At 63.3% G+C, this 26,974-nt stretch carries 29 protein-coding genes; 21 read left to right on the forward strand and 8 right to left on the reverse strand.

Features of this window, described 5'->3' with window-relative positions:
- The 6 genes from ASR47_RS27395 to ASR47_RS09010 form a co-directional block, all read left to right on the forward strand.
- On the forward strand, window positions 1-480 hold a 480-nt coding region (locus tag ASR47_RS27395), incomplete at its 5' end, for a hypothetical protein (protein WP_217270548.1).
- Between the two features lie 65 nt (window positions 481-545).
- Entirely contained in the window at window positions 546-911 is a 366-nt protein-coding gene (locus tag ASR47_RS08990; RefSeq protein WP_065307438.1) for a hypothetical protein, read from the forward strand.
- Window positions 908-1,168: a hypothetical protein gene (locus ASR47_RS08995; RefSeq protein ID WP_065307439.1), complete on the forward strand. Its 261-nt coding sequence runs from the start codon at window positions 908-910 to the stop codon at window positions 1,166-1,168. The genes ASR47_RS08990 and ASR47_RS08995 overlap by 4 nt, the downstream gene beginning before the upstream one ends.
- Window positions 1,159-1,596, forward strand: a complete 438-nt coding sequence (locus tag ASR47_RS09000) for a D-Ala-D-Ala carboxypeptidase family metallohydrolase (protein WP_065307440.1) — start codon at window positions 1,159-1,161, stop codon at window positions 1,594-1,596. Before ASR47_RS08995 ends, ASR47_RS09000 begins: the two co-directional genes overlap by 10 nt.
- Window positions 1,593-1,988 (forward strand): hypothetical protein, encoded by a 396-nt coding sequence (locus tag ASR47_RS09005; RefSeq protein WP_065307441.1) that lies wholly within the window; start codon window positions 1,593-1,595, stop codon window positions 1,986-1,988. The genes ASR47_RS09000 and ASR47_RS09005 overlap by 4 nt, the downstream gene beginning before the upstream one ends.
- Complete coding sequence (locus ASR47_RS09010; protein WP_065307442.1) at window positions 1,985-2,284, forward strand: hypothetical protein; 300 nt, start codon at window positions 1,985-1,987, stop codon at window positions 2,282-2,284. Before ASR47_RS09005 ends, ASR47_RS09010 begins: the two co-directional genes overlap by 4 nt.
- Window positions 2,285-2,287: 3 nt before the next feature.
- Here the strand turns inward: ASR47_RS09010 and ASR47_RS26970 are convergent, their stop codons facing one another.
- Window positions 2,288-3,274, reverse strand: a complete 987-nt coding sequence (locus ASR47_RS26970) for a hypothetical protein (RefSeq protein WP_150127731.1) — start codon at window positions 3,272-3,274, stop codon at window positions 2,288-2,290.
- A 113-nt stretch (window positions 3,275-3,387) separates the two neighbouring features.
- Here ASR47_RS26970 and ASR47_RS09015 point away from each other — a divergent pair, with 113 nt between their 5' ends.
- The gene (locus ASR47_RS09015) at window positions 3,388-3,621 is read left to right on the forward strand and encodes a hypothetical protein (RefSeq protein WP_065307443.1); all 234 of its coding nucleotides are present in this window, start codon (window positions 3,388-3,390) and stop codon (window positions 3,619-3,621) included.
- 155 nt (window positions 3,622-3,776) lie between these two features.
- Here ASR47_RS09015 and ASR47_RS26975 read toward each other — a convergent pair whose 3' ends face one another.
- Window positions 3,777-3,980: a hypothetical protein gene (locus ASR47_RS26975; protein ID WP_150127732.1), complete on the reverse strand. Its 204-nt coding sequence runs from the start codon at window positions 3,978-3,980 to the stop codon at window positions 3,777-3,779.
- A gap of 604 nt (window positions 3,981-4,584) precedes the next feature.
- On the opposite strand from ASR47_RS26975, the gene ASR47_RS09020 reads away from it, so the two are divergent.
- The 6 genes from ASR47_RS09020 (at window position 4,585) to ASR47_RS09045 (ending at window position 12,177) form a co-directional block, all read left to right on the forward strand.
- A complete protein-coding gene (locus ASR47_RS09020; protein WP_065307444.1) occupies window positions 4,585-5,241 on the forward strand; it encodes a hypothetical protein in 657 nt (218 codons plus the stop codon).
- A 284-nt stretch (window positions 5,242-5,525) separates the two neighbouring features.
- On the forward strand, window positions 5,526-6,053 hold the full coding sequence (locus ASR47_RS09025) for a sigma-70 family RNA polymerase sigma factor (RefSeq protein ID WP_065307445.1): 528 nt from the start codon (window positions 5,526-5,528) through the stop codon (window positions 6,051-6,053).
- Between the two features lie 5 nt (window positions 6,054-6,058).
- Window positions 6,059-7,063, forward strand: a complete 1,005-nt coding sequence (locus tag ASR47_RS09030) for a FecR domain-containing protein (protein WP_065307587.1) — start codon at window positions 6,059-6,061, stop codon at window positions 7,061-7,063.
- Between the two features lie 93 nt (window positions 7,064-7,156).
- Entirely contained in the window at window positions 7,157-9,556 is a 2,400-nt protein-coding gene (locus ASR47_RS09035) for a TonB-dependent siderophore receptor (RefSeq protein ID WP_065307446.1), read from the forward strand.
- Window positions 9,556-11,058: a PepSY-associated TM helix domain-containing protein gene (locus ASR47_RS09040; protein WP_065307447.1), complete on the forward strand. Its 1,503-nt coding sequence runs from the start codon at window positions 9,556-9,558 to the stop codon at window positions 11,056-11,058. Before ASR47_RS09035 ends, ASR47_RS09040 begins: the two co-directional genes overlap by 1 nt.
- A gap of 102 nt (window positions 11,059-11,160) precedes the next feature.
- Window positions 11,161-12,177: a diacylglycerol/lipid kinase family protein gene (locus ASR47_RS09045; protein ID WP_065307448.1), complete on the forward strand. Its 1,017-nt coding sequence runs from the start codon at window positions 11,161-11,163 to the stop codon at window positions 12,175-12,177.
- Window positions 12,178-12,181: 4 nt separating this feature from the next.
- On the opposite strand, the gene ASR47_RS09050 is transcribed toward ASR47_RS09045, so the two are convergent.
- Window positions 12,182-13,360, reverse strand: coding sequence for a hypothetical protein (locus ASR47_RS09050; protein WP_150127733.1), 1,179 nt, complete (start codon window positions 13,358-13,360; stop codon window positions 12,182-12,184).
- A gap of 515 nt (window positions 13,361-13,875) precedes the next feature.
- Here ASR47_RS09050 and ASR47_RS09055 point away from each other — a divergent pair.
- Together ASR47_RS09055 and ASR47_RS09060 are read left to right on the forward strand one after the other, a co-directional pair.
- Complete coding sequence (locus tag ASR47_RS09055; RefSeq protein ID WP_065307450.1) at window positions 13,876-14,448, forward strand: type 1 glutamine amidotransferase domain-containing protein; 573 nt, start codon at window positions 13,876-13,878, stop codon at window positions 14,446-14,448.
- Between the two features lie 36 nt (window positions 14,449-14,484).
- A complete protein-coding gene (locus tag ASR47_RS09060; RefSeq protein WP_150127734.1) occupies window positions 14,485-15,075 on the forward strand; it encodes a FecR family protein in 591 nt (196 codons plus the stop codon).
- 153 nt (window positions 15,076-15,228) lie between these two features.
- Here ASR47_RS09060 and ASR47_RS09065 read toward each other — a convergent pair whose 3' ends face one another.
- Window positions 15,229-17,124 carry an amidohydrolase gene (locus tag ASR47_RS09065; RefSeq protein ID WP_065307452.1) on the reverse strand — a complete coding sequence of 632 codons (1,896 nt, stop codon included), beginning with the start codon at window positions 17,122-17,124 and terminating at the stop codon, window positions 15,229-15,231.
- Between the two features lie 271 nt (window positions 17,125-17,395).
- Between ASR47_RS09065 and ASR47_RS09070 the strand changes: the two genes are divergently transcribed.
- Both ASR47_RS09070 and ASR47_RS09075 read left to right on the forward strand, forming a co-directional pair.
- Entirely contained in the window at window positions 17,396-18,091 is a 696-nt protein-coding gene (locus tag ASR47_RS09070; protein ID WP_065307453.1) for a YoaK family protein, read from the forward strand.
- Window positions 18,092-18,111: 20 nt separating this feature from the next.
- Window positions 18,112-21,120: a sensor histidine kinase gene (locus ASR47_RS09075; RefSeq protein ID WP_082988828.1), complete on the forward strand. Its 3,009-nt coding sequence runs from the start codon at window positions 18,112-18,114 to the stop codon at window positions 21,118-21,120.
- On the opposite strand, the gene ASR47_RS09080 is transcribed toward ASR47_RS09075, so the two are convergent.
- On the reverse strand, window positions 21,121-21,768 hold the full coding sequence (locus tag ASR47_RS09080; protein ID WP_245714302.1) for a response regulator transcription factor: 648 nt from the start codon (window positions 21,766-21,768) through the stop codon (window positions 21,121-21,123).
- A gap of 210 nt (window positions 21,769-21,978) precedes the next feature.
- Between ASR47_RS09080 and ASR47_RS09085 the strand changes: the two genes are divergently transcribed.
- Complete coding sequence (locus ASR47_RS09085) at window positions 21,979-22,668, forward strand: hydrolase (RefSeq protein WP_065307589.1); 690 nt, start codon at window positions 21,979-21,981, stop codon at window positions 22,666-22,668.
- An 88-nt stretch (window positions 22,669-22,756) separates the two neighbouring features.
- Window positions 22,757-23,041: a XapX domain-containing protein gene (locus ASR47_RS09090; protein ID WP_065307455.1), complete on the forward strand. Its 285-nt coding sequence runs from the start codon at window positions 22,757-22,759 to the stop codon at window positions 23,039-23,041.
- On the opposite strand, the gene ASR47_RS09095 is transcribed toward ASR47_RS09090, so the two are convergent.
- The 3 genes from ASR47_RS09095 to ASR47_RS09105 all read right to left on the reverse strand — a co-directional run bounded on the left by ASR47_RS09095 (window position 23,042) and on the right by ASR47_RS09105 (window position 25,717).
- On the reverse strand, window positions 23,042-23,698 hold the full coding sequence (locus tag ASR47_RS09095; RefSeq protein ID WP_065307456.1) for a response regulator: 657 nt from the start codon (window positions 23,696-23,698) through the stop codon (window positions 23,042-23,044).
- A gap of 56 nt (window positions 23,699-23,754) precedes the next feature.
- A complete protein-coding gene (locus ASR47_RS09100; RefSeq protein WP_065307457.1) occupies window positions 23,755-24,522 on the reverse strand; it encodes a sensor histidine kinase in 768 nt (255 codons plus the stop codon).
- A 220-nt stretch (window positions 24,523-24,742) separates the two neighbouring features.
- On the reverse strand, window positions 24,743-25,717 hold the full coding sequence (locus tag ASR47_RS09105; RefSeq protein ID WP_082988829.1) for an alpha/beta fold hydrolase: 975 nt from the start codon (window positions 25,715-25,717) through the stop codon (window positions 24,743-24,745).
- A gap of 203 nt (window positions 25,718-25,920) precedes the next feature.
- On the opposite strand from ASR47_RS09105, the gene ASR47_RS09110 reads away from it, so the two are divergent.
- Both ASR47_RS09110 and ASR47_RS09115 read left to right on the forward strand, forming a co-directional pair.
- Window positions 25,921-26,337: a DoxX family protein gene (locus ASR47_RS09110; RefSeq protein ID WP_065307458.1), complete on the forward strand. Its 417-nt coding sequence runs from the start codon at window positions 25,921-25,923 to the stop codon at window positions 26,335-26,337.
- A 276-nt stretch (window positions 26,338-26,613) separates the two neighbouring features.
- Window positions 26,614-26,973: a hypothetical protein gene (locus ASR47_RS09115; RefSeq protein ID WP_065307459.1), complete on the forward strand. Its 360-nt coding sequence runs from the start codon at window positions 26,614-26,616 to the stop codon at window positions 26,971-26,973.
- Window position 26,974 lies beyond the last annotated feature (1 nt).

Consider the following 26,974-nt stretch of genomic DNA (forward strand, 5'->3'; position numbering starts at 1 on the left):
AGCGCAGCTGGCCCGCGCCCAACGCCACAGGCCGGGCCGCAGCCGATACCGCCACCGCGCCGCATGGAGCTGATCGAGCAGCAGCCAGTACCGGGCACGAACCCGCCCGCGTACACGGAGGTGGTGACGCCTGGCGACACCGATGCCGAGTGGGCGGCTAAACAGGCCGCCTATGCCGCCGCACTGGCCAGCCATGCCGCCGCTGCGCAGCAGGATGACCAGGCCATGGCCATGTTCGACGCCGCCCTGGAGGTCGAGCGCCAGAAAGTCGACCGCATCGCCATCGCCGGCCGCGTGCCGGTCAATGTGCTGGGCGCCCAGCCTGGCGATTACATTGTGCCGGTGCAGGATGGTGACGGCATTGCCGGCATCGCCGTGCATGCGGACGATATCACCATGCCGCAGTACCTGCGCGCGGTCGGGCGTGTGATCTCGATCGAGCCGGATGGTCGGGCGTATGTGATGGTCAAGGCTGTTTAACGAATTCAACGCTCCACCACAAACCCGCGTACACGGGCTTCCTTTCCACTACCTGAAAGGCCAATATGGCTGAACCCGCATCGTCCACCGTCGGCATCGCCATCGCCGCCGGCACCATCACCCTGACCGGGTCCATCCTGGGCGTGCAGTACGACGCGCTGCTGGCCGGCCTGGCTGGTGGCCTGGTCTCGCTGTCCTACCTGCCACCCATGCGCTGGTCGCGGATTGCCAGCAGCGTGGCCGGATCGGCCCTGATCGCAGGCTGGTTCGCACCGGTGGCCAGCGTCACTGCTGGCAATTATTTTCCATTCATCAGTGCTGCCGGTGAGTCGGGCATTCGCATCGCCGCCGCCGCAGGGCTGGGCCTGTGCGCCCAGGTCATTATCCCGGCGGCCTTCGCGTGGTTGCGCAAGAAGGGAGACCTGCCATGAATATTCTGTACACCATCGACATGGCTGCGGCCGCCATCGTGCTGGCGCGCGGCCTGTTCGCCGAGCTCAATCACATGCAGCCCTGCACCAGCACCGCGATCCGCATTACCTGGATCGCGCTGACGGCCGGTGCCGCCGCAGTGCTGCTGTACGGCGTTGCGCCGGCCTGGCCCGAGGTGCTGCTCCATTGCGGCATCGCCGCGCTGGTCTGTGTCGACAGGCGCGCCTCATTCTGGAAAGGACCACCATGCAACTGAGCAAAAATTTCACCTTGGCCGAGCTGGTCGAGTCGCAGACCGCAACCCGCAAAAATATCGACAACACGCCGGCGCCGGCCGTCATCGCCAACCTCGCGCGCATCGCCGCATTGCTCGAGCAGGTGCGCGCGCTGGTCGGTGCGCCGCTCACGGTGTCGAGCGGCTACCGCTCGCCGGCCCTCAACCGCGCTATCGGCGGCGCCGCGTCGAGCGCGCACGTGCTGGGCCTGGCCGCCGATATCAGCACGCCCAAACTGTCGCCGCGCGCGCTGGCCATGCTGATACGCCAGTCTGGCCTCGTGTTCGATCAGCTGATCTACGAGGGCACGTGGGTACACATTGGCCTGTCGACGGGCGCACCCCGCAACCAGGTGCTGACGGCCAGATTCGGCGCCGGCGGCACTACCTACGTGACGGGCATCGTATGAGCGCGCTCGACACGTTGGCGGCGGGCGGCGTCAGCGGCATCTGGAAACTGGCGGCCGTCGTGATGGCCAGCCTGATGCTGGCGGTGGCCAGCGCCGCCGGCACCGGCTGGTGGCTGGCCGCTGGCGACCGCGACCAGGCGCTGGACGACCTGAAGGCAGAGCAGGGTGTCAGCGCCGAGCTGCGCGCATCGATCGCCGAGCAGAACCTGGCCGTAGACGGCATGGCCCGGGCGACGCTGTTTGCCCAGCAGCGCGGCGAGGCAGCGAAGGCCGCTGCGGCTACTGCTGGCAAGAAGTATCAGGCGGCGCAGGCGCAGCTGGCCGGCGTGCGCGCCACGACCTGCGACGAGGCGATGCCGGTCGTCAGGCATATGCTGGAGGGCGTGCGATGAAACACCATATAGCGCGACAAATTATTCCAAAAATTATTTCCACCGTGCTGCTGACCGGCTGCGCCAGCGCGCCGTCGGCGCCGGTTCGTGTCGAGGTGCCGGTGATGGTGCCGTGCATCGGCGAGCTGCCGCCGCGCCCGGCCTACGAGTTCGACAAGTTGCCGGCGACAGCAACTGATGGCGAGATCATCCTGGCGCTGGCGCGGGATTGGTCGCGTGGGCGGATTTACGAGGTGGTGCTAGAGGCTGCCATTACCGGATGTAGACTGAACGATCTGCCTACGAAGATTAATTGATGCCTATTGGAATAAATTTTCTGGTGTGATTCCTTTTTCTTTAAATAAAGACGATAGCTCGTCATATTCCTCTGTGTCCATATTCGGCAATGCATTAGGATTGTTGAGGTCTGATAATTGTTGAAATTCCTTTGGTTTTTTGTAATCTATATCAAAACTTAAAATTTTGATTATCAGTAATGCAGCTTCAAATGCCTCAATAAAAAGAAATTTAAAATTTGACGATGGGATATCAATTTTTTTGCTTGATATCGTTACACGGCTTGTTGTTTCGTGAGGTATGTTTATATGATTTATATCTTTGAAGCTCGCGGTTGCCTCATGAATTTTTATCATATTTTGACTAAGGAGGATTGAATTTTTTGTTAAAATTTCAGAATGGATTTCAAAAATTTTAAATATAAAAGAATTAAGCCTTTCTTGATATATGGGTGAGCAATCAAAATCTCCTGCTTTTGAATTTGGGTAGATGTCAGCGTAGATATCGCGATATCGATCAATATCCATATGAGGCCCAATTAAGGCAGATTTTTCTAATCCTGAAAAAAGTTTATTGCTTGCAAAAAATTTCTTCCTATTTTCTAAATATGTCACTTCATTGTCATGAAGTCTTTTAAGAAATTTTTCGAATTCTTCACGATGTTTATAGTGATTAGAGAAAATATTTTGTTTTTTTGTTAGGGCAATCTGATCGTTTGAGAGGGTGATTTGCAGGGACGTTCTTTCAATCTGTCTTTTTGTCTGCTCAGAACGATGATTCGCTGCACACAAACCCACTAAAGTAAAACCGATGGCCAAAAATGCGGCAGGGACTTTATAAAGTTCTGCAAATTTGTTGAAGCCAGTCCCGCTAAAATCAAATGGATAAGCCGTCATATTGCAAGCAATAACGACCGCGATGCTAATTGCAAAAACGGCAAATACCCCAGCACACCAGCGCACGACGGGTAAGGAAAACAAACTTTTTTCAGGCGAGAAGTCAATGTTCACAATGTTCAGAATTTAGCTATCAATAGTGCAACATACGTTGAACATTACTAATTGTCAACACCAAGCAAAATTTGTTTGCTGTACAACACGCATCAAATTGATATGCTGTATTTATGTACAGTATTTCATTATTGATCATGAGCAATTTTCGAAAGGCCCTAACTACAGTCGAGCTGGTGGAGATCCGGCTCAGCAGCGACTCGGCCGACATGCGCGCCGTGCTGTGGGAAATCAAGCGCCTGCGCGCAATCGTATCCAGGGCTGATAAGTTGGAGCGCAGCTTGGGCCCGCGTGTAGGCGCGCCCGGACTTCTCCGCGCCACATTGCGCGAGAAGCTGGACGGCTAGGCCTGGTTCGTAATGATGTCGCCACCCGAATAGATGCTCGATCATCGGATCGGCCGTGCCTGGCCGGCACTGGCAATTCGATTCCTGATCGCGGAACCTTGCAATTTTTCCGCTAAGAAATTTCTTGGCAGGAAAGTGGTATTAATTGTTTTAACTTATTGATTTAATTGAAATTGCGATTCCGGCAAGCGGCACCAAGATTCATCAGAAAGCCCGTTTATCTGCAAAGGTAAGCGGGTTTTTTGTTGTCCGTTCAAAGTTCGCCGTCTGGCCTGATGCTGCTTTCGGCCGTTTTCAAGGAGCATGACATGGCTAGAATTGCCGTTCTGGCGGGCGTCGCCCACGACATCGCCCATCATGCAGCCAGCGCGCTCAGTTACCTGTCGCCCCACCTCGCCTTGGCGCTACGCGCGGCACACCAGCCCACGACGCAGATGGACCTGCTCGATCCTGCGCCTTACCCCCGCGCTGGTCGCCGAACATCCGCCCTTGCGCAGTGCGCTGGCGGCACTGCATGTCACCGCACTACGCATATTGCAGACCCACGGTTTGCAGGTAGCCGATCTGAGGTCCATGGTGTTTCATGCCACGCCGGCGCCGTGGGACGAGCAGGGTTATGGCCTGCATACACGCATGGTTATCGTTGCGCGTAGTGGCAAGGTGTTTGATTCGGGGTGGTTGTCGTAGTGGATGCTGTCCTTCGAAGATTTTGGTGAACCGTCAGTTCAAACAGTTATGAGGATGGTTTGGTAACTTTTAGAAATTTGGTATGTAAGTGATGGTTTAAAAAACTTCTCAGTTGGAGGTGCTCCTACGGTAGCTAATGGAGCAGTTCGTGTCTAGACTGGCAGGTTGACTTTGTTGAGACGATAAAGGAAGCTTGTTGGGTTGCCGGGTTCACTCCGTCAGGTGGGTTTCACCGTCAGCGTTACGCTTAACTAAATTAAACACAGGTATATCACCATGCCCCTCCAAGAACCACTTCGCACCGAAATTGATTTGTATTGTAAGCGTGACCTTGCTGGCGATCTTCAATGGCACATAGATCAATTCTCCTTTATTGAGAACGAAGAACTCCGTAAGCGATTGGGGCGAGCATTTTATTCTGCGCGTTATGTGGCAAAATTGATGGAGGCACTGCTAGCGTCGGGCGACGAAGTTCACCCATTCATTAAATTCCAAATAATGCAATATGCCTCAATCTATGAGGCGGTCGTTGTAAATGTACTGTGGAAAAATTACGCTAATCATCCGGAAGTAATACAGTTGCAAACGCACAAGGCATACAAACCTGTTGCTGCCTTCGGGAGCCTGGCATCAATGAAATATGGGGACGAAGACATTCATACTTGCGTATATCGCAATGCTAAGACGCCAAGGAGCAGCATTCCTTTCAGAGACAAACTCGACTGTGCAGTTCGCATTGGTTTCGTCGAAGAAGCGTATGTCGAAGATATCAAGAAAACTTATGAGTTGCGAAATCTTGCTCACATTGAGACTGAGGCAGAAAAGCAAATCGAAGTTGAGATCGCTCAGGCAAAAACTGGCTACTGGCGAATCAAACCATTTTTAGAGAAAATTAACTCAGTTTTGGCTGAAGCAGAAGCGGGCTTACCCTAAGATAAAAGTCTTAGGTTGGCTTCTCGCTGGTGCTGCGTTGTTCTTCAGATTGGCTGTGCGAGGTGTTTAAGCTTTTTTTTGCGCAGTTTTTCCCAAAGGCCGAGGAATTAAATGGTCCCGCGGCTGCGCATTCAGTTGTTGATGATGGAGAAGGCTCTTGCGCATCGCAGCGCAACCATGATCCCCGCACAAATCGGGATGTGCCAAGCACCTCGCAACGCTTGTAGCCCCGCGCCAAATGACCCTATAATAATGAGAATTATTCTCAACTATGGTGACCACGCATGGCGGCATCTTCCTCCGGGCAGCCACACTTGCACACGCTGTACGCCGAGCACCACGACTGGTTGCAGGCTTGGCTGCGCAACAAGCTCGGATGCCTGTTTACCGCGCAGGACCTGGCGCAGGATACGTTCTTGCGGCTGGTGGTGCGTCCGCGCGAGCTCGATGCCGGGCAAAATCCGCGCGCGTATCTCACCACCATCGCCAAGGGGCTGGTGGTGGATCATTGGCGCCGGGCGGAGATCGAACGGGTGTGGGTGGCCGCCATGCTGGAGCGTCCGGAAGCGACCCAGCCGTCGGCCGAGTACCAGGCCATCGTGCTTGAAACGCTGGTCGAGGTCGATCGCATCCTGGCCACGCTGGCCGACAAGCCGCGCCAGGCCTTTTTGCTGGCGCAGCTGCACGAGCTGACCTATGCCGAGATCGGCATGCGGCTGGGCGTGTCCGAGCGGATGGTCAAGAAATACATGGCGCAGGCCATGTTGCACTGCCTGTCGGCCGGCGCCGACTTCCGCGCCGCGCTGGCCTGATGTCCATGCAACGCCGCCACGAGCAGGAGATACCCTACGCCACACTGGAGCAGGCCGCCGAATGGTTTGCTGTCTTCCGCTCGGGGCGGGTCGAGGACGACGAACGGCGCCGCTGGCAGGACTGGCTGGCGGCCGACGCCGGTCATCGCCAGGCCTGGGCCAGGGTGGAGGCGATCAGCGACGGCGTGGCCATCGCGCGCGAGGCGCCGCAGGCTGCCAGCGCGGCCCTGCACGCGGCCAGCCAGCTCGGTTACCGAGTCCAGCGGCGCAAGCTGCTCAAGGCCATGGCGCTGGCGGCGGTTACTGTGGGCGCGGGCTGGCAGGTGGCGCGCCAGGACGGCGTGCAGGCGCTGGTGGCGGGCCTGGGCGCTTCGCACCGCACCGGCGTGGGCGAGAGCCGCCAGGCGCTGCTGGCCGACGGCACCCGGCTCTGGCTCGATACCGATACCGTGCTCGATGTCCGCTACGACGGCAGTCAGCGCCTGCTGGTGCTGCACCAGGGCGTGATTATGGTGGAAACCCATGCCGATACTGTCTACCCGCCGCGCCCCTTGATCGTGCGCAGCCGCCAGGGCGCCATGCGTGCGCTGGGCACGCGCTTCGCGGTGCGCCAGTTCGACGGCCATACCCGGCTGGACGTGAGCGAGGGCAGGGTGGAAATCACGCCGCTCGACGCACCGGCGTCAGTGTCGGCGCGGGTAGTGGCCGCCGGCGAACAAACCAGTTTTACCCGCCACGCCATCGCCGCCGGCGGCGCGCTGGACCCGGCGCGCCAGGCCTGGACCCAGGGCATGCTGATCGCCCAGGATATGCCGCTGGCGCAGTTCCTGGCGGAGCTGTCGCGCTACCGGCCGGGCCACCTCGGTTGCGATCCGGCGATTGCCGGCCTGCGCGTGGTGGGCGCCTTTCCCCTGCGCGATACCGGCCAGGCGCTGGCCATGCTGGCGGCGGCGCTGCCGGTGCGGGTGCGATTTACCCTGCCATGGTGGGTGACGGTGGCGCCGACATAATTATTTACAAAAAGCGGTTCCCTTTTTGCCGCCTGCTTCGGAAAGCTCTGTGAAGACCGACATCCTCCTTTTCCGAAAGCCTGCCCGACTCCTATGACGCATTTCGCCTCCCGCACCCTGATCGGCCTGCTGGCCGCCACCGCCAGCCTGGCCTGCGCCGCCGACGCCGTGCCGCGCACCTATGACATTCCCGCCGGCCCGCTGAACGCGGTGATCGCCCGCTTCTCGGTGGAGTCCGGCGTGTACGTGGCCGCCGACGGCGCCCTCACCGGCAACAAGAGCAGCCCCGGCGTGCAGGCGACCCTGGCGCCGCACGAGGCCCTGGCGCGCCTCCTGGCCGGCAGCGGTCTGGAAGCGGTGCCGCAGGGCGCCGGGCGCTTCATCCTGCGCCAGGGCGCGGCGCCGCAGGCGGCAGTGCGCCCTGGCGCGGCCGCGGCCGCCGCCGCGTTGCCAACCTTGCCGGCGGTGAGCATAAGCGGCATGCGCGAAACGGCGCTCGGCCACGTGGACGGCTATGTGGCCCGCCGCAGCGCCACCGCCACCAAGACCGACAGCCGCCTGATCGACAATCCGCAGTCGGTCTCGGTGGTCACCGCCGACGAGCTGGCCGACCGCAAGGTGGAAACCCTGGACGAGGCGCTGCGCTACACGGCCGGCGTCACGCCCAACATGAAACCGTGGGCGGTCGATGAATTTTCGATGCTGCGCGGCTTCGAACTGGGCACGGCCGGCATTTTTCGCGACGGCCTGCTGACCTCGGGCCGCGCCTATGCCTCGCCGATCGAGCCGTATGGCCTGGAGCGGCTCGAAGTGTTGCGCGGCCCGGCCTCGGTGCTGTACGGCCAGTCGCCGCCGGGTGGCATGATCAATGCGGTGTCGAAGCGGCCATCGGCCAGCGCGATGCGCGAGATGGGCGTCGAATACGGCACCTACGACCGCAAGCAGATCAAGGCCGACCTGGGCGGCGTCATCGACGACCAGGGCGTCTGGACCTGGCGCGTGACGATGCTGGCGCGCGAATCGGGCACCCGGCTCGATCTCGACCGCGACGACCGCGTGTTCTTCGCGCCGGCCCTGACCTGGCAACCCGACGACAACACCCGCCTGACCCTGCTGGCCCACTACCAGCAGGACAACCAGGCCTACGCCTGGCCGAACCAGCTGCAAAACCCGGGCCTGCGCGGCCAGCCAGCGCCCAGCCTGAACATGGGCGGGCGCGACAACCGCTGGAAGCGCGAGAACTATGCCATCGGCTACGAGTTCGAGCACCGCTTCAACGACACCTGGAGCGTGCAGCAGAGCGTGCGTTATACCAAACTCGATCGCGACGAGACCAATGTGTTCCCGCGCGTGCTGCAGGCCGATGGCACCATCACGCGCCTGTTCTATCCGCGCAGCTCGCACTGGCGCGGCCTGCAGGCCGACACCCGCGTGCAGGCGGCGTTTCGCACCGGCGCGCTGGCGCACAATGTGCTCGCCGGCGTGGACTACGCCGACAACAAGACCATCGACCGCTTCCCGTATGCGATCTCGCCGATGTCCAACCTGGACGTGTACCACCCGGTCTATGGCGAGCGCCAGGCGCCGGTGGCCTCGGCCAACCCGCGCAACGAGCGCTACCCGCTCAAGCAGCTTGGCCTGTACCTGCAGGACCAGGTCAAGTGGGACCAGTTCGTGGTGACGGCCGGCCTGCGCCGCGACCGCGCCGAAAACTCGAACACCCAGGAGCTGCCGCTGGCCGGCACCTCGAAACAGACCTACGAGCAGAGCGCCAGCAAGACCACCGGCCGCGTGGGCGCGGTGTACCTGATGCCGTCGGGCTGGGCGCCGTACGTAAGCTGGTCGACCTCGTTCTCGCCGGAGATCGGCCGCGACATCAACAACAATATGCTCAAGCCGTCGAGCGGCCGCCAGCTCGAAGCGGGCCTGCGCTACCAGCCCGACCAGGGCAATGTCAGCTACACGGCGTCGGTGTTCAAGCTGCTGCGCAAGAACGTCACCACCGCCGCTTCGCAAGACCCGGATTCGCTGGTGCAGAGCGGCGAAGTGCGCTCGCGCGGACTGGAACTGGAGGCGCGCGCCGATCTGGCGCGCAACCTGAGCGTGGTGGCGCAGTACACCTATCTCGACACCGAAATCACCGAGAGCAACAACGGTGACCGCGGCCTGCCGCAGCAGAGCGCGGTCAAGCACAGCGCTTCGGTCTGGACCAGGTACCAGCACAAACTGAACGAGCGCTGGCTGGCCAACGCCGGCCTGGGCCTGCGCTACTACGGCAAGGCGCGCTCGTCGCTCGATTACGGCAACGTCAATCTCTCGAATCCCTCGTTCGGCATGATGGACCTGGCGTTCGGGCTGGAACAGGCTTCGTGGCGCTATTCGCTCAACTTCAACAATGTGCTCGACAAGCAGGTGCTGCTCGATTGCGACGGCAAGTTTTGCTACCGTAACGCCGAGCGCACCGTCAACGTGAGCGCCAGCTACCGCTTCTGATGGAGAGCAAGGCGCCCGGCCTGCGCCAGCGCATGGCCGGCCTGCACGTGTGGGCCGGCGTGCTGGCCGGCTGGCTGCTGTACGCGATCTTCATCACCGGCGGCATCAGCTACTTTCGCGAAGAGCTGACCCAGTGGCTGCGCCCGGAACTGCCGGCGCGCCCGGCCGCGCTCGACCAGGCGGCGGCAGCGCGGCAGGCGCTTGCCACCCTGGCGCGCGAGGCGGCCGGCGCCGACCGCTGGCAGTTCGACCTGCCTGGGCCGCGCAACAACGTGATCGAGGCGTCGTGGGAGCACGGCGCTGACGGCGACCGCGAACGGGTGTTGCTGTCGCCCGTAGACGGCGCCGTGCTGCACCCGCGCGCCACCCATGGCGGCGAATTCTTTTATTACTTTCACTTCTCGCTGCACTACCTGCCCGGCACGCTGGGGCGCTGGATCGTCGGGCTGTGCGCGATGATGGCGCTGGTGGTGCTGGTGAGCGGCGTGATCGTCCACCGGCGCATCTTCAGCGACTTTTTCACCTTCCGGCCCGGCAAAGGGCAGCGCTCCTGGCTCGACGCGCATAACGTCAGTTCGGTGCTGGGCCTGCCGTTTTACGTGATGATCATGTACACCGGGCTGGTGACGCTGATGCTCACCTACCTGCCGTGGGGCGCGCTGGCCGTGTTCGGCCAGCAGCAGGCCAGGCCCGCCATGGCGCAGGCGATGCAGGCGCGCTTCGACACGCCGGCGCGCAGCGGCGTGGCGGCACCGCCCGCTGCCCTGGCGCCGTTGATGGCGCAGGCCGGCGCGCGCTGGGGCGCCGGCAATATTGGCCGCGTGATCGTCACCCATCCCGGCGACGCGGCATCGCGCGTGGCGATCGTGCGGGGCGATGGCGGGCGCATCTCGGTCGCGCCGGCCTACCTGCTGTTCGATGGCGCGAACGGCGCGCTGCTGGCCGAGCGCGCGCACAGCAGCCCGGCCCTCGCCACCTGGGGCACGGCTTACGGCCTGCATCTCGGGCGCTATGCCGATCCGGCCTTGCGCTGGCTGTACTTTTTCAGCAGCATGCTGGGCGCGGCCATGGTCGCCACCGGGCTGGTGCTGTGGACGGTCAAGCGCCGCACCCGGCCCGGCGCCTCGCTGGCCTGGCTGCGATTCACGCAGGCCGGCAATGCGGCCTGCGTGGCGGGGCTCATCACGGCGGTGGCCGGCTTCCTGCTGGCCAACCGGCTGCTGCCGCCGGGCCTGGCCGAACGCGCGCAGTGGGAGGTGCACGGCTTCTTCCTGTGCTGGGCCGCCACCGCCTTGTACGCGGCGTGGCGTGGCGGCGCGGCGGCCTGGCGCGCGCTGTGGTGGCTGGCGGCGGCGCTGTGGTGCGTGCTGCCGGTGCTTGACGCCTGCCTGGCCGGCCTGCCGCAGCGCGCGCTGTTTGTCGGCTTCGACAGCGCGTTTGCCGCCACCGGCCTGCTGTGCCTTTACCTGGGCTATCGCATGCCGGTGGCCACACGCCAGTAGCGACTTGTCGCTTGCGTACGCTAGCGCCCACAGCCCGCAGCACTTTTCACGTTACGATATGTGCACGCACCGCCCCGGTGACGATGATCAAGCGACCCTGCCATGCCAACGACCACTGTTGCACCCGACGCCACGTTTTTCATCGCCCTCAATGCCGGCTCCGGCCATGACGAGACCGAGGAGCGGCGTTCGACCATCGAATCAGTGCTGGGGGCCGCCGGGCGGCGGTTTCAGCTGACGATGATCGACCAGCCCGACACCATCGACGAAGTCGCCGCCCAGCTGGCGCGGCAAGCTGCGGACGCTGGCGGGGTGCTGGTGGCGGCCGGCGGCGATGGCACCATCAACGCCGTGGCGCGCCAGGCGATCAATCATGGCTGTGCCTTCGGCGTACTGCCGCAAGGCACCTTCAATTATTTTGGCCGCACCCACGGCATCCCCGAGGATTTGAGCGAGGCGGTGCACGCGCTGCTCGCCTCGCGCTTGCATCCGGTGCAGGTGGGCATGGTCAACGAGCGCGTGTTCCTGGTCAATGCCAGCATCGGCCTGTACCCGAAGATGCTGGAAGAGCGCGAAGTGGACAAGAAACAGTTTGGCCGCAGCCGTTTTGTCGCGGCATTGTCGGCCCTGAAAACCATCCTCAGCCCGCATCGCCGCCTGCGCCTGGTATTGAATCTGGACGGAAAATTGCAGCGCATGCGCACCGCCACGTTTTTTGTCGGTAACAACCGCCTGCAGATGGAGCAGGTCGGCATTCCACCGCTCAGCGCCGCGCTGGAAGATGGCCACCTGGCCGCCGTGGCGCCGCGCACCAAAGGCAAGCTGGGCATGCTGTGGCTGATGCTGCATGGCGCGCTGGGGCAATTGGGGCGGCTGAACCAGGCCGACCAGCTGGCCACCTTCAGTTTCAAGCGCATGCAGGTGAAGGTAAAAACCTTGTCGCGGCGCCGCAAGATCAAGGTGGCCACCGATGGCGAGGTGAGCTACATGAGCAATCCGCTGGAGTTTCGCGTGCTCGACGAGCAGTTGCTGCTGTTGAAGCCCGATCCGGCGCCGGTGTCCGCGCCCCAAACTGGTCCGCTGCCTGCCTGCGCACCGGGGCTGGTCGATATTCGCTAGCGGCTTATCGACACGTCAGCAGCGGCGCCCAGCTGCAATGCTGCTTGTACCATGCACCATAAAAGACCATTGCATACTGCTTTTCGGGCAATGGCGGCAGGTGCGCTATCTGTACGTCCAGCAGCTTTCCCGTTTCAAGCTCGATCATTCCCATATTGAAAGCCGGCAGGCCGGGAGCATGCGCCACCATGTTGTCGCGCCGCCAGTAGATGGCAAGATGGCGGCCATCGGGACTTTGCCCCATGACCGAGTAGTCGATGCCGCGCAGCTCGGGCAGCATGAAAACATCGGCTGTTTTCGTATCGACCACGACATCGGCGTCATAATATAGCCGGTCATCCGACAGGCGCCGCTGCGCGCCACGCACTTCGCCCACAAAACGCGATTTCCATGCCGAACTGTCGCCACTGACGATAAACCAGCCAGCACGGTTGTCCTTCAGGTCCGCGGTGACCAGCCACCCGGCGTTCTTGCCGAGCAAATCGAGCGCCTGGAATTCGTCGATATACCCGGGCACGTCCTGCTGCCGGTATTTCTTCTCGTAGCGCAAGGCCACCTGGCCACTGTGGTGCATCAGGATCGGGTAGCTGATCTTGTCCGTGCCGCCATCTTCGAGCCGTAGCCGGCTGTATGTTGCGGTGCTGCGCCGCAGGCCGCTCGCCATGCCTGGCCGCAAGGGGGGCAAGGCGACCGCTTGTGCGCAGGAGAGCTTGCTGCGGTCCTGGCGGGCGCGGGCCAGCTCTTCGCTGTCCGTGCCTGGCCGGATATCGGCGATCAGGCTGGCGCAGATGAAGTGGTCAGGGCGCATGTAAATCTCGACCATCTTGCCACCGGCCTGTTCGACCTTCACCGGCAAGCTCACGCTGTACCAGGTGGCGCGGCCTTCGCCGGCGATCCATTCGAGCGTGATGGAACCTTCCTTTTTGAACGATCCCACGCTGCCAAAGACGCCGATTTTTTGATCCGCAATACGATCCCTGGAGACGGCATGATTGCCACTGCTCCCCAGCACGTTAGCCGAGATGACCGGCTTGCCGGAATAGTTGTAGATGGCGTAGGAGCCTTGCGTATCCGGCTTGCAGGCAGCCAGTCCCGCCGCGGCGCACAGCAACAGACCGGTGGATCGCCGGCGAACCAGGTACTTCTTGCCTGCGCCAAGGCAGCTTGAAATCACGTTCACCATAGGGCCTTTTATATGATAGGTTCAGGTATCGGCACGCGCAGCCTGGCCGGCGCGCGACAGCCCGGGGCCACCGTAACATAACTTATTCCGATGCGAGCCATCTGAAATAATTATTCGAATTTGAGTTTATTCAAGGATCAGCAGATGAACCGATGCCCAGTTTGTAACGCCGCCAATGCCGTGGATGGCGGCCCATGTGACGCATGCTCGAAGACGGCCAGCACCGCGACGGTGCAAGCGCATGCAAAGCCAGCGAAACCGGGGAACGGCGTTTTTGTCTGGGTGATTTTATTTCTGCTCATTCTGCTTGGCGTCGCCTTGTGGCCCTACATTATGTGGACACTCGCCGGTCCGATGCCATCGCTCGGATAAACGCTGTTTTCTCCAGAACGCAGGCTCTGCAAGCCAAGCACGTCTTGGGTGCGTGCGCTCACATACGCCATTGCCGTCGCCGGTTAAGGTAAGCCCTTACGGCATGCCGCTTCGCGCATGCCCCACCAGCAAAGGAGCTCACCATGGCAGCAAACCTACCAGACACCCCCCTCGACGCCAAACGCATCGCGGTATTGATGACGGACGGTTTTGAACAGGTCGAATTCACCGGACCGCGCGATTTCCTGCAGGAGCATGGCGCGGTGATCACCATCGTCTCGCCCAAGGCCAAGGGCAAGCAGGTGGTCGGCATGCATCACAAGGATGAGGGCGATTCCTTCGATATCGATCTCACCGTGGCCGAGGCGCAGGCGCGCGATTATGATGCGCTGCTGCTGCCGGGCGGCGTGGCCAATCCCGATGAACTGCGCATCGACCCGGCGTCGGTGGCGTTCGTCAAGGAATTTGCCGATGCGGGCAAACCGATTGCGGCGATCTGCCACGGCCCGTGGACGCTGATCGACGCGCAAGCCGTGCAGGGCAAGCAGATGACCAGCTGGCCCAGCCTGCAGGCGGACCTGCGCAATGCCGGTGCCGTGTGGCGCGACGAGGAAGTCGTGGTTGATGGTAATCTGGTCACCAGCCGCAAGCCGGACGATATCCCGGCGTTCAATGAGGCCTTCCTGAGCGTGCTGACGCAAGCCAGGGTGGCATAACCACGTGTGTCCGACTTTATCCAGGCCAGCGATTCCATGAGCATCTCTCCCGACCTTGAGCGCCCACGCAAAGCGGCATCGCGCAGGCTGTGGCCGGTGCTGGCCATGGCGGCGGGCGCCGTGCTGGCGTGCGCCATGGGCGTGCGAGCCTGGAGCCATTGGCTGGCGCAGCCGCTGATGGTCAAAGCCTGCAGCACCGCGCGCGGCGAGCAGTCGGAGGTGCAGCTGGACGATGGCAGCCGGCTGCGGCTCGATGGCGCCACCCGGCTCGAAGTGCGCTATTACCCGACGCACCGCGAAGTGACGCTGTTCGATGGCCAGGCCCTGTTTGCGGTTCAGGACGACGACGATCGTCCTTTCCAGGTGCGGGCCGGTCCACTGCGCGCCATGGCGCATGGCGCGCGCTTTGCCGTGCGCCATGCGCCCGATGCCGCGCACCATGAACAGGTGCGCGTCGCCGTCGAGCAGGGCAGGGTACGGGTGGACAACGTCACGGCCAAGTCCGCCGACCATGCGGTGCAGCTGGCCGCCGGCCAGCAGGTGTGGGGCAAGGCGCATGGCGTGTCGGCCGTGTCGCAGCTGGGCGCGGCCGATCTTTCCCCTTGGCTGGCCCCGCTCTTGCCTTGAATCCGAAGGGAGTTCCATCCATGTCAGAATTTTCCGCCAGCGCAAGACGTCCATATCCTGAGCAACGCTCCCGAGCCCTCGCCTGGCTACATGGTGTTTTCCGTGTGCTGGGATTGAAGCCGGCTCAGAAATAATCCCGCATCGAGCAGCACATCAGAACGCAAAACAGCTGCATCCCAAAGCGCCCCAGAAACCGGAGTGGCTCGATACCGGCACCGAGCTCTTGCGCGCCACGTCGTGCGCATGGGCATGCACGCCGCAGGCGCCCTGGCACTGGTGCTGCTGCAGCACGCCGGTCTTTTGCGGCGGCGCGTTGCGGTAGTGGCCGGCCACGTTTTTCACCGGCGACCAGTCCGGCAGCACGGGAATCGCTGGCGGCGCCAGGGTGGTGAATTCGGACTGGCCGTAGACGATCTTGCCGCCAACGATGGTCAGCACCGATTCGACCGACTTGATCGCTTCTTCGTCGATGCTGAAAAAATCCGCGCTCAAGACAGCCAGGTCGGCCAGCATGCCTTCCTGGATGCGGCCTTTTTTGTCTTTCTCGTTCGAGAACCAGGCGCTGCCGGTGGTCCACAGTTCCAGCGCCGTGTCGCGCGACAAACGCGAACCTGCGTCGTACAGGCGCAAGCCGCCGACGGTACGGCCCGACACCAGCCAGTACAGCGCCGTCCACGGGTTGTAGCTGGCCACGCGGGTGGCGTCGGTGCCGGCGCCGACCGGCACGCCCGAGGCCAGCATGCGCTGGATTGGTGGCGTCAGCTTGGCCGCTTGCGCGCCGTAGCGGTCGACAAAGTATTCGCCCTGGAAGGCCATGCGGTGCTGGATGGCGATGCCGCCGCCCAGCGCCTTGACGCGGTCGATATTGCGCGGCGTGATGGTTTCGCAGTGGTCGAACATCCAGGTCAGGCCGTCGAACGGCATGTCGCGGTTGACCTTTTCAAACACAGTGAGCATGCGGTCGATCGACTCGTCATAGGTGGCGTGCAGGCGGAACGGCCAGCGTTTCGATACCAGGTGGCGCACGACTTTTTCCAGCTCGTCGTCCATGCCGGGCGCCAGGTCGGGGCGCGGCTCCAGGAAGTCTTCGAAGTCGGCCGCCGAGAACACCAGCATTTCGCCGGCGCCGTTATGGCGGTAGTAATCATCGCCCTGGCCCGGCGTGACAATCTCGGTCCACTGCTGGAAGTCTTCCAGTTCGCGGCCCTTGTTCTGCGTGAACAGGTTGTAGGCGATGCGGATGGTCAGCTGGTTATCCTTGGCCAGCTGGTCGACCACGGCGTAGTCTTCCGGGTAGTTCTGGAAGCCGCCGCCGGCGTCAATCGCGCTGGTCAGGCCCAGGCGGTTCAGTTCGCGCATGAACTGGCGCGTGGAGTTCACCTGCAGTTCGCGCGGCAGGGTCGGGCCCTTGGCCAGGGTGGCGTACAAAATCATCGCGTTCGGTCGGGCGATCAGCATGCCGGTCGGGTTGCCCGAGGCGTCGCGCACGATTTCGCCGCCCGGCGGGTTCGGTGTGTTCTTGTCGTAGCCGACCACGCGCAAGGCGGCGCGGTTGAGCAGGGCGCGGTCGTACAGGTGCAGAATGAAGACCGGGGTGTCCGGTGCGGCCGCGTTGATTTCTTCCAGCGTCGGCATGCGTTTTTCGGCGAACTGGAATTCGTTCCAGCCGCCCACCACGCGCACCCACTGCGGGTTCGGCGTGCGCAAGGCTTGCTCTTTCAGCATGCGCAGCGCGTCGGCCAGCGACGGCACGCCTTCCCAGCGCAGTTCCAGGTTGTAGTTCAGGCCGCCACGGATCAGGTGCAGGTGCGAGTCGTTCAGGCCGGGAATGGCGGTGCGGCCATTCAGGTCGATCACGCGGCTGTCGGCTGTGCGGTGGCGCATGACTTCATCGGCGTCGCCGACGGCCAGGAACCTGCCATCGGCAATCGCCACGGCGCTCGCTTGCGGGCGGCTCTTGTCGACCGTGTGGAAGCGGCCGTTGAACAGGATCAGCGGCGCTTCTTTCGATGGCGCGCCGGGGGAAGACGGGGTGGTGTGTGCGGTCATGGTGCAGCTCCATGGTAGGTGAGGAAGGGCCGGCGCAGGCAGGAAGCGCAAGCGCGGCAGGCGATAATCTCGTTCCTCAGTGTAGCCGCGCGGGCCAGCTTGCGCACGGGCCAAAAGATCAGTTGGCCGGCCCTTTACCGGAGGCATGAACTGGACTAATGGGTGGTGCGATAGCGCGTCGCCTGTTTTACCATGCAGGCATGCCGCGCCGGGCCCGTTTTTTCAGTGCCGGCGCTTTTTTCAGCCGTTCAAAAATGCAGGGAGCATCACCATGGATCTACCACCACACAGCCGCTTGTTCGGCGCCAGCCTGGGCTTTTTGGCCGGCTATGTCGACACCCTGGGCTTTATCGCCCTGTTCGGCCTGTTTACCGCCCATGTCACGGGCAACTTCGTGCTGATCGGCGCGGCCCTGGCGGACCCGTCGCGCGTGTCGATCCTGTTGAAATTTCTCGCTTTCCCGGCCTTTGTGATCGGCGTGGCCGTCACGCGCCTGATGGTGCTGGCGATCGACCGCCGCGGCGGCGCGTCGCTGGTGCCGGCGCTGGTGCTGCAATGGGCGCTGCTGGCCGCCTTCATGGTTGTTGGCTGCCTGGCCGAACCGATCGGCAAGGATGTCAGCGACATGGCGATGATCGCCGGCCTGCTGGGCACGGCCGCGATGGGCGTGCACAGCGCCACCAGCCGGCTGCTGCTGGCGCACCTGGCGCCGACCTCGATGATGACCGGTAACGTCACGCAGATCGTGCTCGATACGGTCGATGTGCTGCGCGGCGCGGCCGACGCCACCACCACCGCGCGCTGCGTAAAAACCCTGTGGCCGCTGGTGGCGTTCGCGGTGGGGGCGATTGCCGCCGCGTTTGCCTACCTGTCGTTCGGCTTTGTCGCGCTGGCCGTGCCCCTGATCGTGCTGGGCGTGGTGATCCTGGTGCAGCGCAGCGTGCGTCCGGCCTTGCCGGCGGCTTGATCTATGTAGGGTTCGTTTCCATGCGCCGGTTCCTGTGGTGGCTAATCCTGATGCTGGCCAGTCCCTGCGGACTGGCGATCGACGCCGCGCGCGGCCTTCATCAATTGCAGCACAGCAGCTGGACCGCCAGGGACGGCGCGCCGGACGATATCTCCGTCATGACGCAGGGCCATGACGGCTTTTTGTGGCTGGGCACGCATGCCGGCCTGATCCGCTTTGACGGCTTGCGCTTCGAGCCCGTGATCGCGCGCCAGGGCAGCTACCCCGATACCGTGGTGCTGGGCATCAAGCGCGCCCGCGATGGCGGCATGTGGGTCGGCTGGCAGGTGGGCGGCATCAGCCACGTGAAAGACGGCGTGGTGCGCAATTTCGGCGAAGCGCAGGGCGTGCGCATCGGCACCGTGTGGGGCTTTGCCATCGATGGCACGGGCGCCGTCTGGGCCGCCGGCGCGGGCGGCGTGGCGCGTTTCGACGGCAAGCGCTGGCAGACCATGGGCCCTGCCCAGGGTTTTACGGCCAGCAAGGGCTCGGCGGTGTTTGCCGACCGCGATGGCCAGCTGGGCGTGTTTACCGAACGAGGGCTGTTCCTGTGGCAGCCAGGCCAGGCACGCTTCGCGCCGCCGGTCGGCAAGCTCGATCTGCGCGCCCCGCCGCAACAGGGGCCCGATGGCCGCATCTATCTGCTGGAACTGCGCGGCATCCGCATCATCGACTCGCTGGCGCAATACGAACAAGTGAATCATCCCTGGATCTACCGTGATACCAGCGGCACCAGCGGCAGCATGCTGGTCGACCGCCAGGGCACCCTGTGGTTCGACAGCCAGTACGGCCTGCACCGCACGCGCAGCAGCGGCACGCTGGCGCCGGGCGCGCTGGGCATCAGCGGCGACACCGAATCGTTTTTACCGAAAGATGGCCTCAGCAATTCCCTGGTCGCCACCCTGTGCGAAGACAATGAAGGCAATCTGTGGGTCGCCACCTATGCGGGCCTGGACCGCTTTCGCCAGGCCGCGCCGGTGGTGCTGCGCACGCGCGGCGAACCAGGCCAGCCCGAAGCGTTTCGCGAGCAGGAGCTGCTGCCCGGGCCAGATGGCGCAATGTGGCTGGCCAGGTCGGAACTGATGCCGCTGGCGCTGGTTGGCGCTGACGGCAAGGTGCTGCGTTCCTTCGAGCTGCCGTCCTTGTCGACCCTGATGATGTCGCCGCAGGGCTTGTGGGTGGCGTTGCCTGCGGGGCTGGCGCAGATCGATTCGGTCAGCGGTCGCGTGCTGCGCACGATCGCCTATCCACCCGAAGCCAGGCCGATCGGGCGCACGCGCCGCGCCGTCACTGCGCCCGACGGCAGCATCTGGGCCAGTTTCAGCGGCGGCGGCCTGTTCCAGTATCGCAATGGACAATGGCGGCGCGAACCTGCCTTGTCCTTGGAGGGACAGCGCAATCCGCTGGCGCTGCTGGTGGACGGCGCCGGGCGCGTGTGGCTGACGTATGCCGATGGCAGCGTGGCCGTGCTCGACAAGGGTGGCGTGCGGACTTACCCACTACAGTTGGGCAAGGTGCCCGCGCTGTTCGAGCAGGCGGGCCAGGTGTGGGTGGCTGGCGAGCATGGCCTGGCGCTGTGGCGCGATGGCCGTTTTACCACCTTGCGCAGTGCCGATGCCCATGCTTTTGAGGGCGTGGTCAGCCTGCTGCGCGCGCGCGACGGCAGCCTGTGGCTCAATGCCGCCGCCGGCGCCGTGCAGGTGGTGGCGAGCGAGGTGGCGCAGGCCCTGCGCGACCCCGCCTACCCGATGCGCACGCGTATTTACGACGCCAGCGATGGCGTGGCCGGCAAGATCGGCATGCTGCACAACCAGTCGATTGCCGAAGCCGGCGATGGCAAGCTCTGGTTCTCGCGCCAGAGCGTGACCTTCTGGATCGATCCGCGCCAGCCGCCCGCCACCTTGCCGGCGCCGCACGCTGAAATCAGCGCGCTGTCGGCCGAAGGCGTGCAGGTGGACGCCGGCCATGACCGCCTGCCGGCTGGCACGCGCGACCTGCAATTGACGTACAACGCCAGCAGCCTGGGTACGCCGTCGCGGCTGCGCTTTCATTATCTGCTCGACGGCTACGACCGCCACTGGCACGACGCGGGCAGCCTTCGCCATGCGCAATACACGGGCCTGGGTCCGGGCAGGTATCGTTTCAAGGTGATGGCGTTCAACGGCGACGGCGTGGCCAGCCCGGTGGCGGAACTGCCGTTCCGGGTGCTGCCCGCGTTTTACCAGACATGGTGGTTCCGGCTGTTGTGTGCACTGGCCTTGCTGGCGGCGCTGTACGCGGCGTTTCGCTGGCGCGTGCGCCGCCATGGCGCGCGGCTGCGGGCGCGGATGGAGGCGCAGCAGGCCGAGCGTGAACGTATCGCCCGCGAGCTGCACGACACCTTGTTGCAGGGCACGCAGGCGGTGATCCTGCATTTTCATAATGCCAGCATGGCCTTGCCGGCCAACGAGCCAGCGCGCGCGGCCATGCTGCGCGCGCTCGACGCGGCCGACCGCGTGCTGGAAGAGGGACGCGACCAGGTGCATCAATTGCGCACCGGTGACACTGATGATGAACCCTGGCCGGACGCCCTGCGGCGCGAAGGCGAACGCCTGGCGGCGCTGCATGGCGTCGCCTTCCGCTATCTTGAAAGCGGCAGGCCGCAGGCGCTGCCGGCCGCCGCCCGCCACGAGATCCGCCGCATCGCCGGCGAAGCGCTGCGCAACGCCTTTGTGCATGCGCGCGCCGCATTGATCGAGCTGGAGCTGCGCCATGCGCGCGCCATGGTGCAGCTCGACGTGCGCGACGATGGCAGCGGCTTGCCGCCGGCGCTGGCGTCTGGCGGCCAGGTGGCGGGCCACTGGGGCCTGCCCGGCATGCGCGAGCGCGCCGCGGCTATCGGCGCCGAGCTGGCGCTGATCACGCGCGAAGGCGGCGGCACGCACTGGCGCTTGCGCGTGCCGCTCGACTGGAAGCGGCGTTGGCTGCAGCGCTGGCGCCGCCGAAGCTGATCAGGTATCGAGGATGCCGCGCCGTAGCGCGATGGTGACCGCATGGGTGCGGTCCTTGGCGCCCAGCTTGGCCAGGATGGTGCTCATGTGGGCTTTGACGGTTTCTTCCTTGATGGACAGCAGGGCGCCCGTCTCGCGGTTGGAATTGCCCTGCGCGACCAGGCGCAGCACTTCCAGTTCGCGGTTTGACAGCACGTCGGCGCTGGCATAGCGCGCCATCTCGGCCTGGGCTTCGGGCGCGATATAACGGCGGCCCGCATGCACCGCCTGTATCGCCGCCAGCAGCTCATGGCGCAGCGAACTTTTCAGCAGATAGCCGCACGCGCCCGCCTGCACGGCGCGCCCGACCAGGGTATCGCCCTTGTAGGTGGTCAGCACGATGATGCGCGCCCGGGGGTGGTGTGCACGGATGGCGGTGATCGCGTCGAGGCCGGTCATCACCGGCATCTGCAGGTCCATCAGGGTGACGTCCGGCTGCAGCGCAAGGAACTGCTGCACCGCCTGCTGGCCATTGCTGGCCTGGCCCACCAGTTCCACTCCGGGAAACGACTGCAGCAGGGTGGCAATGCCGTCGAGCAGCAATTGATGGTCGTCAGCAATCAACACGCGTATCGCCTGGCTGTCGCTGTGCATCGTGCTGGCCGTCATGGAGGATAAATCGATCAAGAGTCGTTGGAAAATAGTGAGTGAAAGGCATTTTACATCAGCGCTTGCCGCGATGCAGCAGCGGCTTTCGGGCGCCGCTTTTGGTGCAGGAAAATCGTCCGCCTATAACTTTAGATAGTGGTGCGAAATGCTTGTCAGGCATACGATGGGCAGCAGTAACCCACCCCCACATTTTTTATTATGGATGCCATCATGACCAACCCGAAACTCGAAGTCCTTACCCCCGACAACTGCCAGATCATCTTTATCGACCAGCAGCCGCAAATGGCCTTCGGCGTGCAGTCGATGGACCGCCAGGCGTTGAAAAACAATACCGTGGGCCTGGCGAAAGCGGCCAAGGTATTCAACATTCCAACCATTATCACCACCGTTGAAACCGAAAGCTTCTCGGGCCACACCTACCCGGAACTGCTGGACGTGTTCCCGGGCAAGGACATCCTGGAACGCACCTCGATGAACTCGTGGGACGACCAGAAAGTGCGCGACGCGCTGGCCGCCAACGGCAAGAAAAAAGTCGTCGTGTCGGGCCTGTGGACGGAAGTGTGCAACAACAGCTTCGCCCTGTGCGCAATGCTCGAAGGCGACTACGAAATCTACATGGTCGCCGATGCCTCGGGTGGCACCTCGAAAGAAGCGCACGACTACGCCATGCAGCGCATGATCCAGGCTGGCGTGGTGCCGGTGACCTGGCAGCAAGTCCTGCTGGAATGGCAGCGCGACTGGGCGCACAAGGAAACCTATGATGCCGTCATGAAGATCGTCAAGGAACACTCGGGCGCTTACGGCATGGGCGTCGACTACGCCTACACCATGGTGCACAAGGCAGCACAGCGCACCACCACCGAGCATACCACCCTGGCGCCGGTTCCTGCCAACAAGTAATATCAAGCCACACGCATTACCCCCTGCTGTCTTTGCCGCCGCGCCCGATCCCGTGCGCGGCGGTTTTTTTTATCGAGAGGATTTCATCATGAAACTGTATGTGATTTCGCTGGCCGTCGGCCTGCTGGTCGGCATTATTTATGCCGTGTTGCAAGTACGCTCGCCGGCGCCGCCGGCGATCGCCCTGATCGGTTTGCTGGGCATGCTGATCGGCGAACAGATCGTGCCGAGCGTCAAGCGGCTGATGGAAGGCGAGAAGATCACCGTGTCGTGGCTGCGCAGCGAATGCGTGCCGAAGATCAGTGGCGTGGAGGCGAAGCCGACGCTGGCGGAAGTGCCAGCGCCGCAAAAGAAAGAAGATACCGCAGTTTGATCAGAAGGCGCCCAGCAAGCCCCGCTGGGACGCCACCGTCGCCGCCTCGGTGCGGCTCGAAACATTCAGTTTCGACAGGATATTATTGACGTGAAATTTCACCGTGCCCACTTCGATGCCGGCGCTGCGCGCGATCATCTTGTTGCTTTTTCCCGCCGATAAATGTTGCAGGATGTCGAGTTCGCGCCTGGACAGGCGGTTGGCGTCGATGCGCTCGGCCAGCTGGGCCGCCAGTTCGGCCGGCAGGTATTGCTTGCCGGCCGCCACCGTGGTGATGCAGTCGGTCAGCTGGTTGAAGCCCGAGGCCTTGAGCAGATAGCCGCGCGCGCCGGCGCGCAGGCCGCGGTGCACGTTTTCCTCGCCCTGGTAGGTGGTCAGGATGACGATGCGGGCGTCGGCGTCGAAAGCGCAGATATGTTCGATCGCCTGCACGCCATTCATCTCCGGCATGTTCAGGTCCATCAGCACCACGTCCGGGCGCAGGCGCTGGTATAGCTCCAGGGCCTGCTGGCCGGTGGAGGCCTGGCCCAGCAGGCGAAAGCCGGACATGGAATTGATCAGCGAGGCCAGGCCCGCCAGGATCAGCGGATGGTCGTCGGCGATCAGGATGGAGATCGGCGTATCGGTCTCTGCTTCGGTATCGTAATTGTTTTGCATGATGGTGCTTTCCTTCAGGGTGCGCCTTTGACGGCGCCGTGCGGATCGGCGCGGGGTCAGGGCGCCGGCACGGTAAAGTGGAAGATGGCGCCGCGCGTCCTGGCCGCTTCGTGCCACAGCTGGCCGCCATGGGCTTCGACGATGGCGCGGCAAATCGCCAGGCCCAGGCCCATGCCGTCCGGCCGGGTCGAATACAGGGCCTCGTAGATGCGCTGCTGCGCCTCGGGCGCGACGCCGCTGCCGCTGTCGGCCACGCTGAAATGCAGCATGGCGCCGTCGCGCCGCGACGATAGCCGCAAGGTGCGCGGATGCTCGCGATTGGCGCGCATGGCGTCGACCGCGTTCGTCGCCAGGTTCATCAGCACCTGCTGCACTTGCACGCGGTCGGCGCGCAGTGCCTGCTGGCCCAGGGTGAGCAGGCTTTCGATGGCGATGCCCTGCTGCTGCAGTTCTGTGTGCAGCAACAGCAGCACTTCCCTGGCGGGTTCGTCCGCCGGAAAGGTGGTGGGCGTGCCGGTATGCTTGCAAGCCAGGCAGCGCAGGCTGCGTATCATGTCGCTGGCGTGGCTGCCGGCGCTGGCGATAATGTTCAGGGCGTCGCGCACATGGTCCAGGCGTGGCGGGTCCTGCTCCAGCCAGCGCAGTGCGGCGCTGGCGTTCAGGGCGATGGCGGACAGTGGCTGGTTCACCTCATGCGCGATCGAGGCGGCGAACTGGCCCATGGTATTGATGCGCGCCGTGCGCGCCTGTTCGGCCTGGGCCGGTGCATGGGGCACGCTGGCATTGGCGGAGCGGGGCGTGGCCTGGTACAGGATGCTGGCCATGGTGTCAGGCAATACGACGGGTGGCGGTGCTGCGGCAGACTGAATGGGCGTTCATCGTGAAGGTCCTGTCGGTCGTTGCGGCGGATGCCGCGATCACACCGAGTATGCATGGACTTGCCGGTATCGCTGTTATACGAATGGGGGAACGGGGAGTTTTTTTGCAGCGCAGCAGAGGCGCAGGACATCGCCGGCGGGCGCCGGCGATGTTGTCAAGCAATGATCAGGACTTGATGAAGGCCAGCAGGTCTTCGTTCAGGCGATCCTTGTGGGTGGTCGGCAGGCCGTGCGGCGCGCCTTCATAGATGATCAGCCTGGCGTTCTTGATGATCCTGGCCGACGCCTTGCCCGCTGCGTCGATCGGCACGATCTGGTCGTCGCTGCCGTGTACCACCAGGGTCGGCACGGTGATTTTCTTCAGGTCGGCCGTGTAGTCGACTTCCGAGAATTCCTTGATGCAGTCGTAGGCATTCTTGATGCCGCACTGCATGCCTTGCAGCCAGAACGTGTCGCGCTGGCCCTGCGTGACTTTCGAACCGGGACGGTTGGCGCCATAGAAAGGACCCGACAGATCCTTGAAGAACTGCGAGCGGTCGGCCAGCACGCCGGCGCGGATGCCGTCGAAGACCGACATCGGCAGGCCACCCGGATTGGTTGGCGACTGCACCATTTGCGGCGGCACGGCGCCCACCAGCACGGCCTTGGCCACGCGTTTTTCGCCATGGCGGCCGATATAGCGCGCCACTTCGCCGCCACCGGTCGAGTGGCCGACCAGGGTTGCGCCCTTGATGTCGAGCGCGTCGAGCAGGGTTGCCAGGTCGTCGGCGTAGGTGTCCATGTCGTTGCCCTGCCAAGGCTGGCTCGACAGGCCATGGCCGCGGCGGTCATGCGCGATCACGCGGTAGCCGTGGCTGGCCAGGAACATCATCTGGTCTTCCCAGGCGTCGCCCTGCAGCGGCCAGCCGTGGCTGAACACCACTGGCGTGCCGGTGCCCCAGTCCTTGAAGTGAATCACGGTGCCGTCCTTGACGGTGATGCTGTTGACGGTCGGCTTGCCGGCTGCGGTGGCGGCGGGTTTGGCGGCAGCGGCGGCAGCGCCGCCGGTGGCCAGCAGGCCTGCGCCGGCGGCAACGCCAGCGACGCTGACCAGCAGTTTGCGGCGCGAGGTGATTTCTTCGGCTTCGATTTTCCTGGACATGATGTTTCCTTCAGTATGGGTTGGGGTGGGGACGGCATGAAGCAGTGTAGTGAGCGGCCTGCAAAAACACTCCTGCCAAAAGGCCAGTGGCCGCGCACTTTTTCGCCTGCCGCGCTGGCCTTTTGGCAGGCGCTGGGGGCAGGCGGGCTGCCTATGATGGAAAGTCATGGCGCGTGGCGCCTTTCCTTTCCTGGAGCAAGACAATGAAACCATCCCACTGGCTGTCAACGCTGATCGGCCCATTTACCCCCGATGCGGGCCTGCTGTTTGCGCGCGTGACGGGCGCGCTGCTGGTGCTGCATGTGCACGGCCTGCCCAAGCTGCTGCATTTTTCCGATGAACTGGCGCATATCGACGACCCGCTGCACATGGGCCGCGCGCTGACCCTGTATTGCGCGCTGTTCGCCGAACTGGTCTGCCCGGTGCTGGTGGCCGTCGGCCTGCTCACGCGCCTGGCCGCCTTGCCGTTTCTGTTCCTGCTGCTGGTGTCGATGTTCCTGGTGCACCCGGACTGGAGCATCGCCGACGGCCAGTTCGGCTGGCTGCTGATCATCGTCTTCGGCACCATCGCCGTCAGTGGCGCGGGCAAGTATTCGGTCGATGCGCACTGGCGCTCCTGAGGACGCCGGTGTCGTGCATGGCGTGACTCTTTCCATCAGGAATTTTGCTATCGCTCACTAGGTGAAGCACCGCACGGTTAGGGCTGCGCGACGCGGTTAAGGTAGCTACAACAGCTCGCTGTTGATGCTTATACCGAGACGCAGTTCTGTGTCCTCGACTGATATCCATCAACCTGGCAGCGTTTAGTCGCCTCCTGTTGCAGGAGGCGAGGAAAATCATGATTCGGTCAGGCATCGAGCATGGTTGGATTTTATTTACACTAAAAGGAAACCATCATGAACGCAAACGCAATCGACAAAGCCGCCAACGACATCAACAACACCGCCCAGGATGCCCGCAAGGACGTGCACAACGCCGTCGACAAAGCGGCCGAAAAAGCCCAGCCGATGGTCGACAAAGTCGCTGCCAGCGTACACAGCGGCGTGGACCAGGTCGGCGAAAAAATCAATGCCGTCACCGATTCCGTCAGCTCGGCATCGGAAAAGCTGATGGAACGCAGCAAGGAGTGGACCGCCGCCGCCCAGCGCGCCGGCGAAACGGGCCGCACCTACGTACGCGAACGCCCGGCCACCTCGCTGCTGGTCGCCCTGGCAGCCGGTTATGGCCTGTCGAAACTGCTCGGTGCACGCAGGTAAT

The sequence above is a fragment of the Janthinobacterium psychrotolerans genome (assembly GCF_001677885.1).
GTDB classification, from domain to species: Bacteria; Pseudomonadota; Gammaproteobacteria; order Burkholderiales; family Burkholderiaceae_D; genus Janthinobacterium; species Janthinobacterium psychrotolerans.

Coding starts and splice junctions, on each gene's coding strand:
- ASR47_RS09075 (WP_082988828.1), top strand. CDS start 18,112: ATGCGCCGGTTCCTGTGGTGGCTAATCCTGATGCTGGCCAGTCCCTGC.
- ASR47_RS09050 (WP_150127733.1), bottom strand. CDS start 13,360: ATGGTGAACGTGATTTCAAGCTGCCTTGGCGCAGGCAAGAAGTACCTG.
- ASR47_RS09085 (WP_065307589.1), top strand. CDS start 21,979: ATGACCAACCCGAAACTCGAAGTCCTTACCCCCGACAACTGCCAGATC.
- ASR47_RS09000 (WP_065307440.1), top strand. CDS start 1,159: ATGCAACTGAGCAAAAATTTCACCTTGGCCGAGCTGGTCGAGTCGCAG.
- ASR47_RS09015 (WP_065307443.1), top strand. CDS start 3,388: ATGTACAGTATTTCATTATTGATCATGAGCAATTTTCGAAAGGCCCTA.
- ASR47_RS08995 (WP_065307439.1), top strand. CDS start 908: ATGAATATTCTGTACACCATCGACATGGCTGCGGCCGCCATCGTGCTG.
- ASR47_RS09010 (WP_065307442.1), top strand. CDS start 1,985: ATGAAACACCATATAGCGCGACAAATTATTCCAAAAATTATTTCCACC.
- ASR47_RS09080 (WP_245714302.1), bottom strand. CDS start 21,768: ATGACGGCCAGCACGATGCACAGCGACAGCCAGGCGATACGCGTGTTG.
- ASR47_RS09045 (WP_065307448.1), top strand. CDS start 11,161: ATGCCAACGACCACTGTTGCACCCGACGCCACGTTTTTCATCGCCCTC.
- ASR47_RS09115 (WP_065307459.1), top strand. CDS start 26,614: ATGAACGCAAACGCAATCGACAAAGCCGCCAACGACATCAACAACACC.
- ASR47_RS09105 (WP_082988829.1), bottom strand. CDS start 25,717: ATGTCCAGGAAAATCGAAGCCGAAGAAATCACCTCGCGCCGCAAACTG.
- ASR47_RS09095 (WP_065307456.1), bottom strand. CDS start 23,698: ATGCAAAACAATTACGATACCGAAGCAGAGACCGATACGCCGATCTCC.
- ASR47_RS09030 (WP_065307587.1), top strand. CDS start 6,059: ATGCAACGCCGCCACGAGCAGGAGATACCCTACGCCACACTGGAGCAG.
- ASR47_RS09055 (WP_065307450.1), top strand. CDS start 13,876: ATGGCAGCAAACCTACCAGACACCCCCCTCGACGCCAAACGCATCGCG.
- ASR47_RS09090 (WP_065307455.1), top strand. CDS start 22,757: ATGAAACTGTATGTGATTTCGCTGGCCGTCGGCCTGCTGGTCGGCATT.
- ASR47_RS09035 (WP_065307446.1), top strand. CDS start 7,157: ATGACGCATTTCGCCTCCCGCACCCTGATCGGCCTGCTGGCCGCCACC.
- ASR47_RS09025 (WP_065307445.1), top strand. CDS start 5,526: ATGGCGGCATCTTCCTCCGGGCAGCCACACTTGCACACGCTGTACGCC.
- ASR47_RS09100 (WP_065307457.1), bottom strand. CDS start 24,522: ATGGCCAGCATCCTGTACCAGGCCACGCCCCGCTCCGCCAATGCCAGC.
- ASR47_RS09110 (WP_065307458.1), top strand. CDS start 25,921: ATGAAACCATCCCACTGGCTGTCAACGCTGATCGGCCCATTTACCCCC.
- ASR47_RS09060 (WP_150127734.1), top strand. CDS start 14,485: ATGAGCATCTCTCCCGACCTTGAGCGCCCACGCAAAGCGGCATCGCGC.
- ASR47_RS09070 (WP_065307453.1), top strand. CDS start 17,396: ATGGATCTACCACCACACAGCCGCTTGTTCGGCGCCAGCCTGGGCTTT.
- ASR47_RS09040 (WP_065307447.1), top strand. CDS start 9,556: ATGGAGAGCAAGGCGCCCGGCCTGCGCCAGCGCATGGCCGGCCTGCAC.
- ASR47_RS26975 (WP_150127732.1), bottom strand. CDS start 3,980: ATGATGGGCGATGTCGTGGGCGACGCCCGCCAGAACGGCAATTCTAGC.
- ASR47_RS08990 (WP_065307438.1), top strand. CDS start 546: ATGGCTGAACCCGCATCGTCCACCGTCGGCATCGCCATCGCCGCCGGC.
- ASR47_RS09065 (WP_065307452.1), bottom strand. CDS start 17,124: ATGACCGCACACACCACCCCGTCTTCCCCCGGCGCGCCATCGAAAGAA.
- ASR47_RS09005 (WP_065307441.1), top strand. CDS start 1,593: ATGAGCGCGCTCGACACGTTGGCGGCGGGCGGCGTCAGCGGCATCTGG.
- ASR47_RS09020 (WP_065307444.1), top strand. CDS start 4,585: ATGCCCCTCCAAGAACCACTTCGCACCGAAATTGATTTGTATTGTAAG.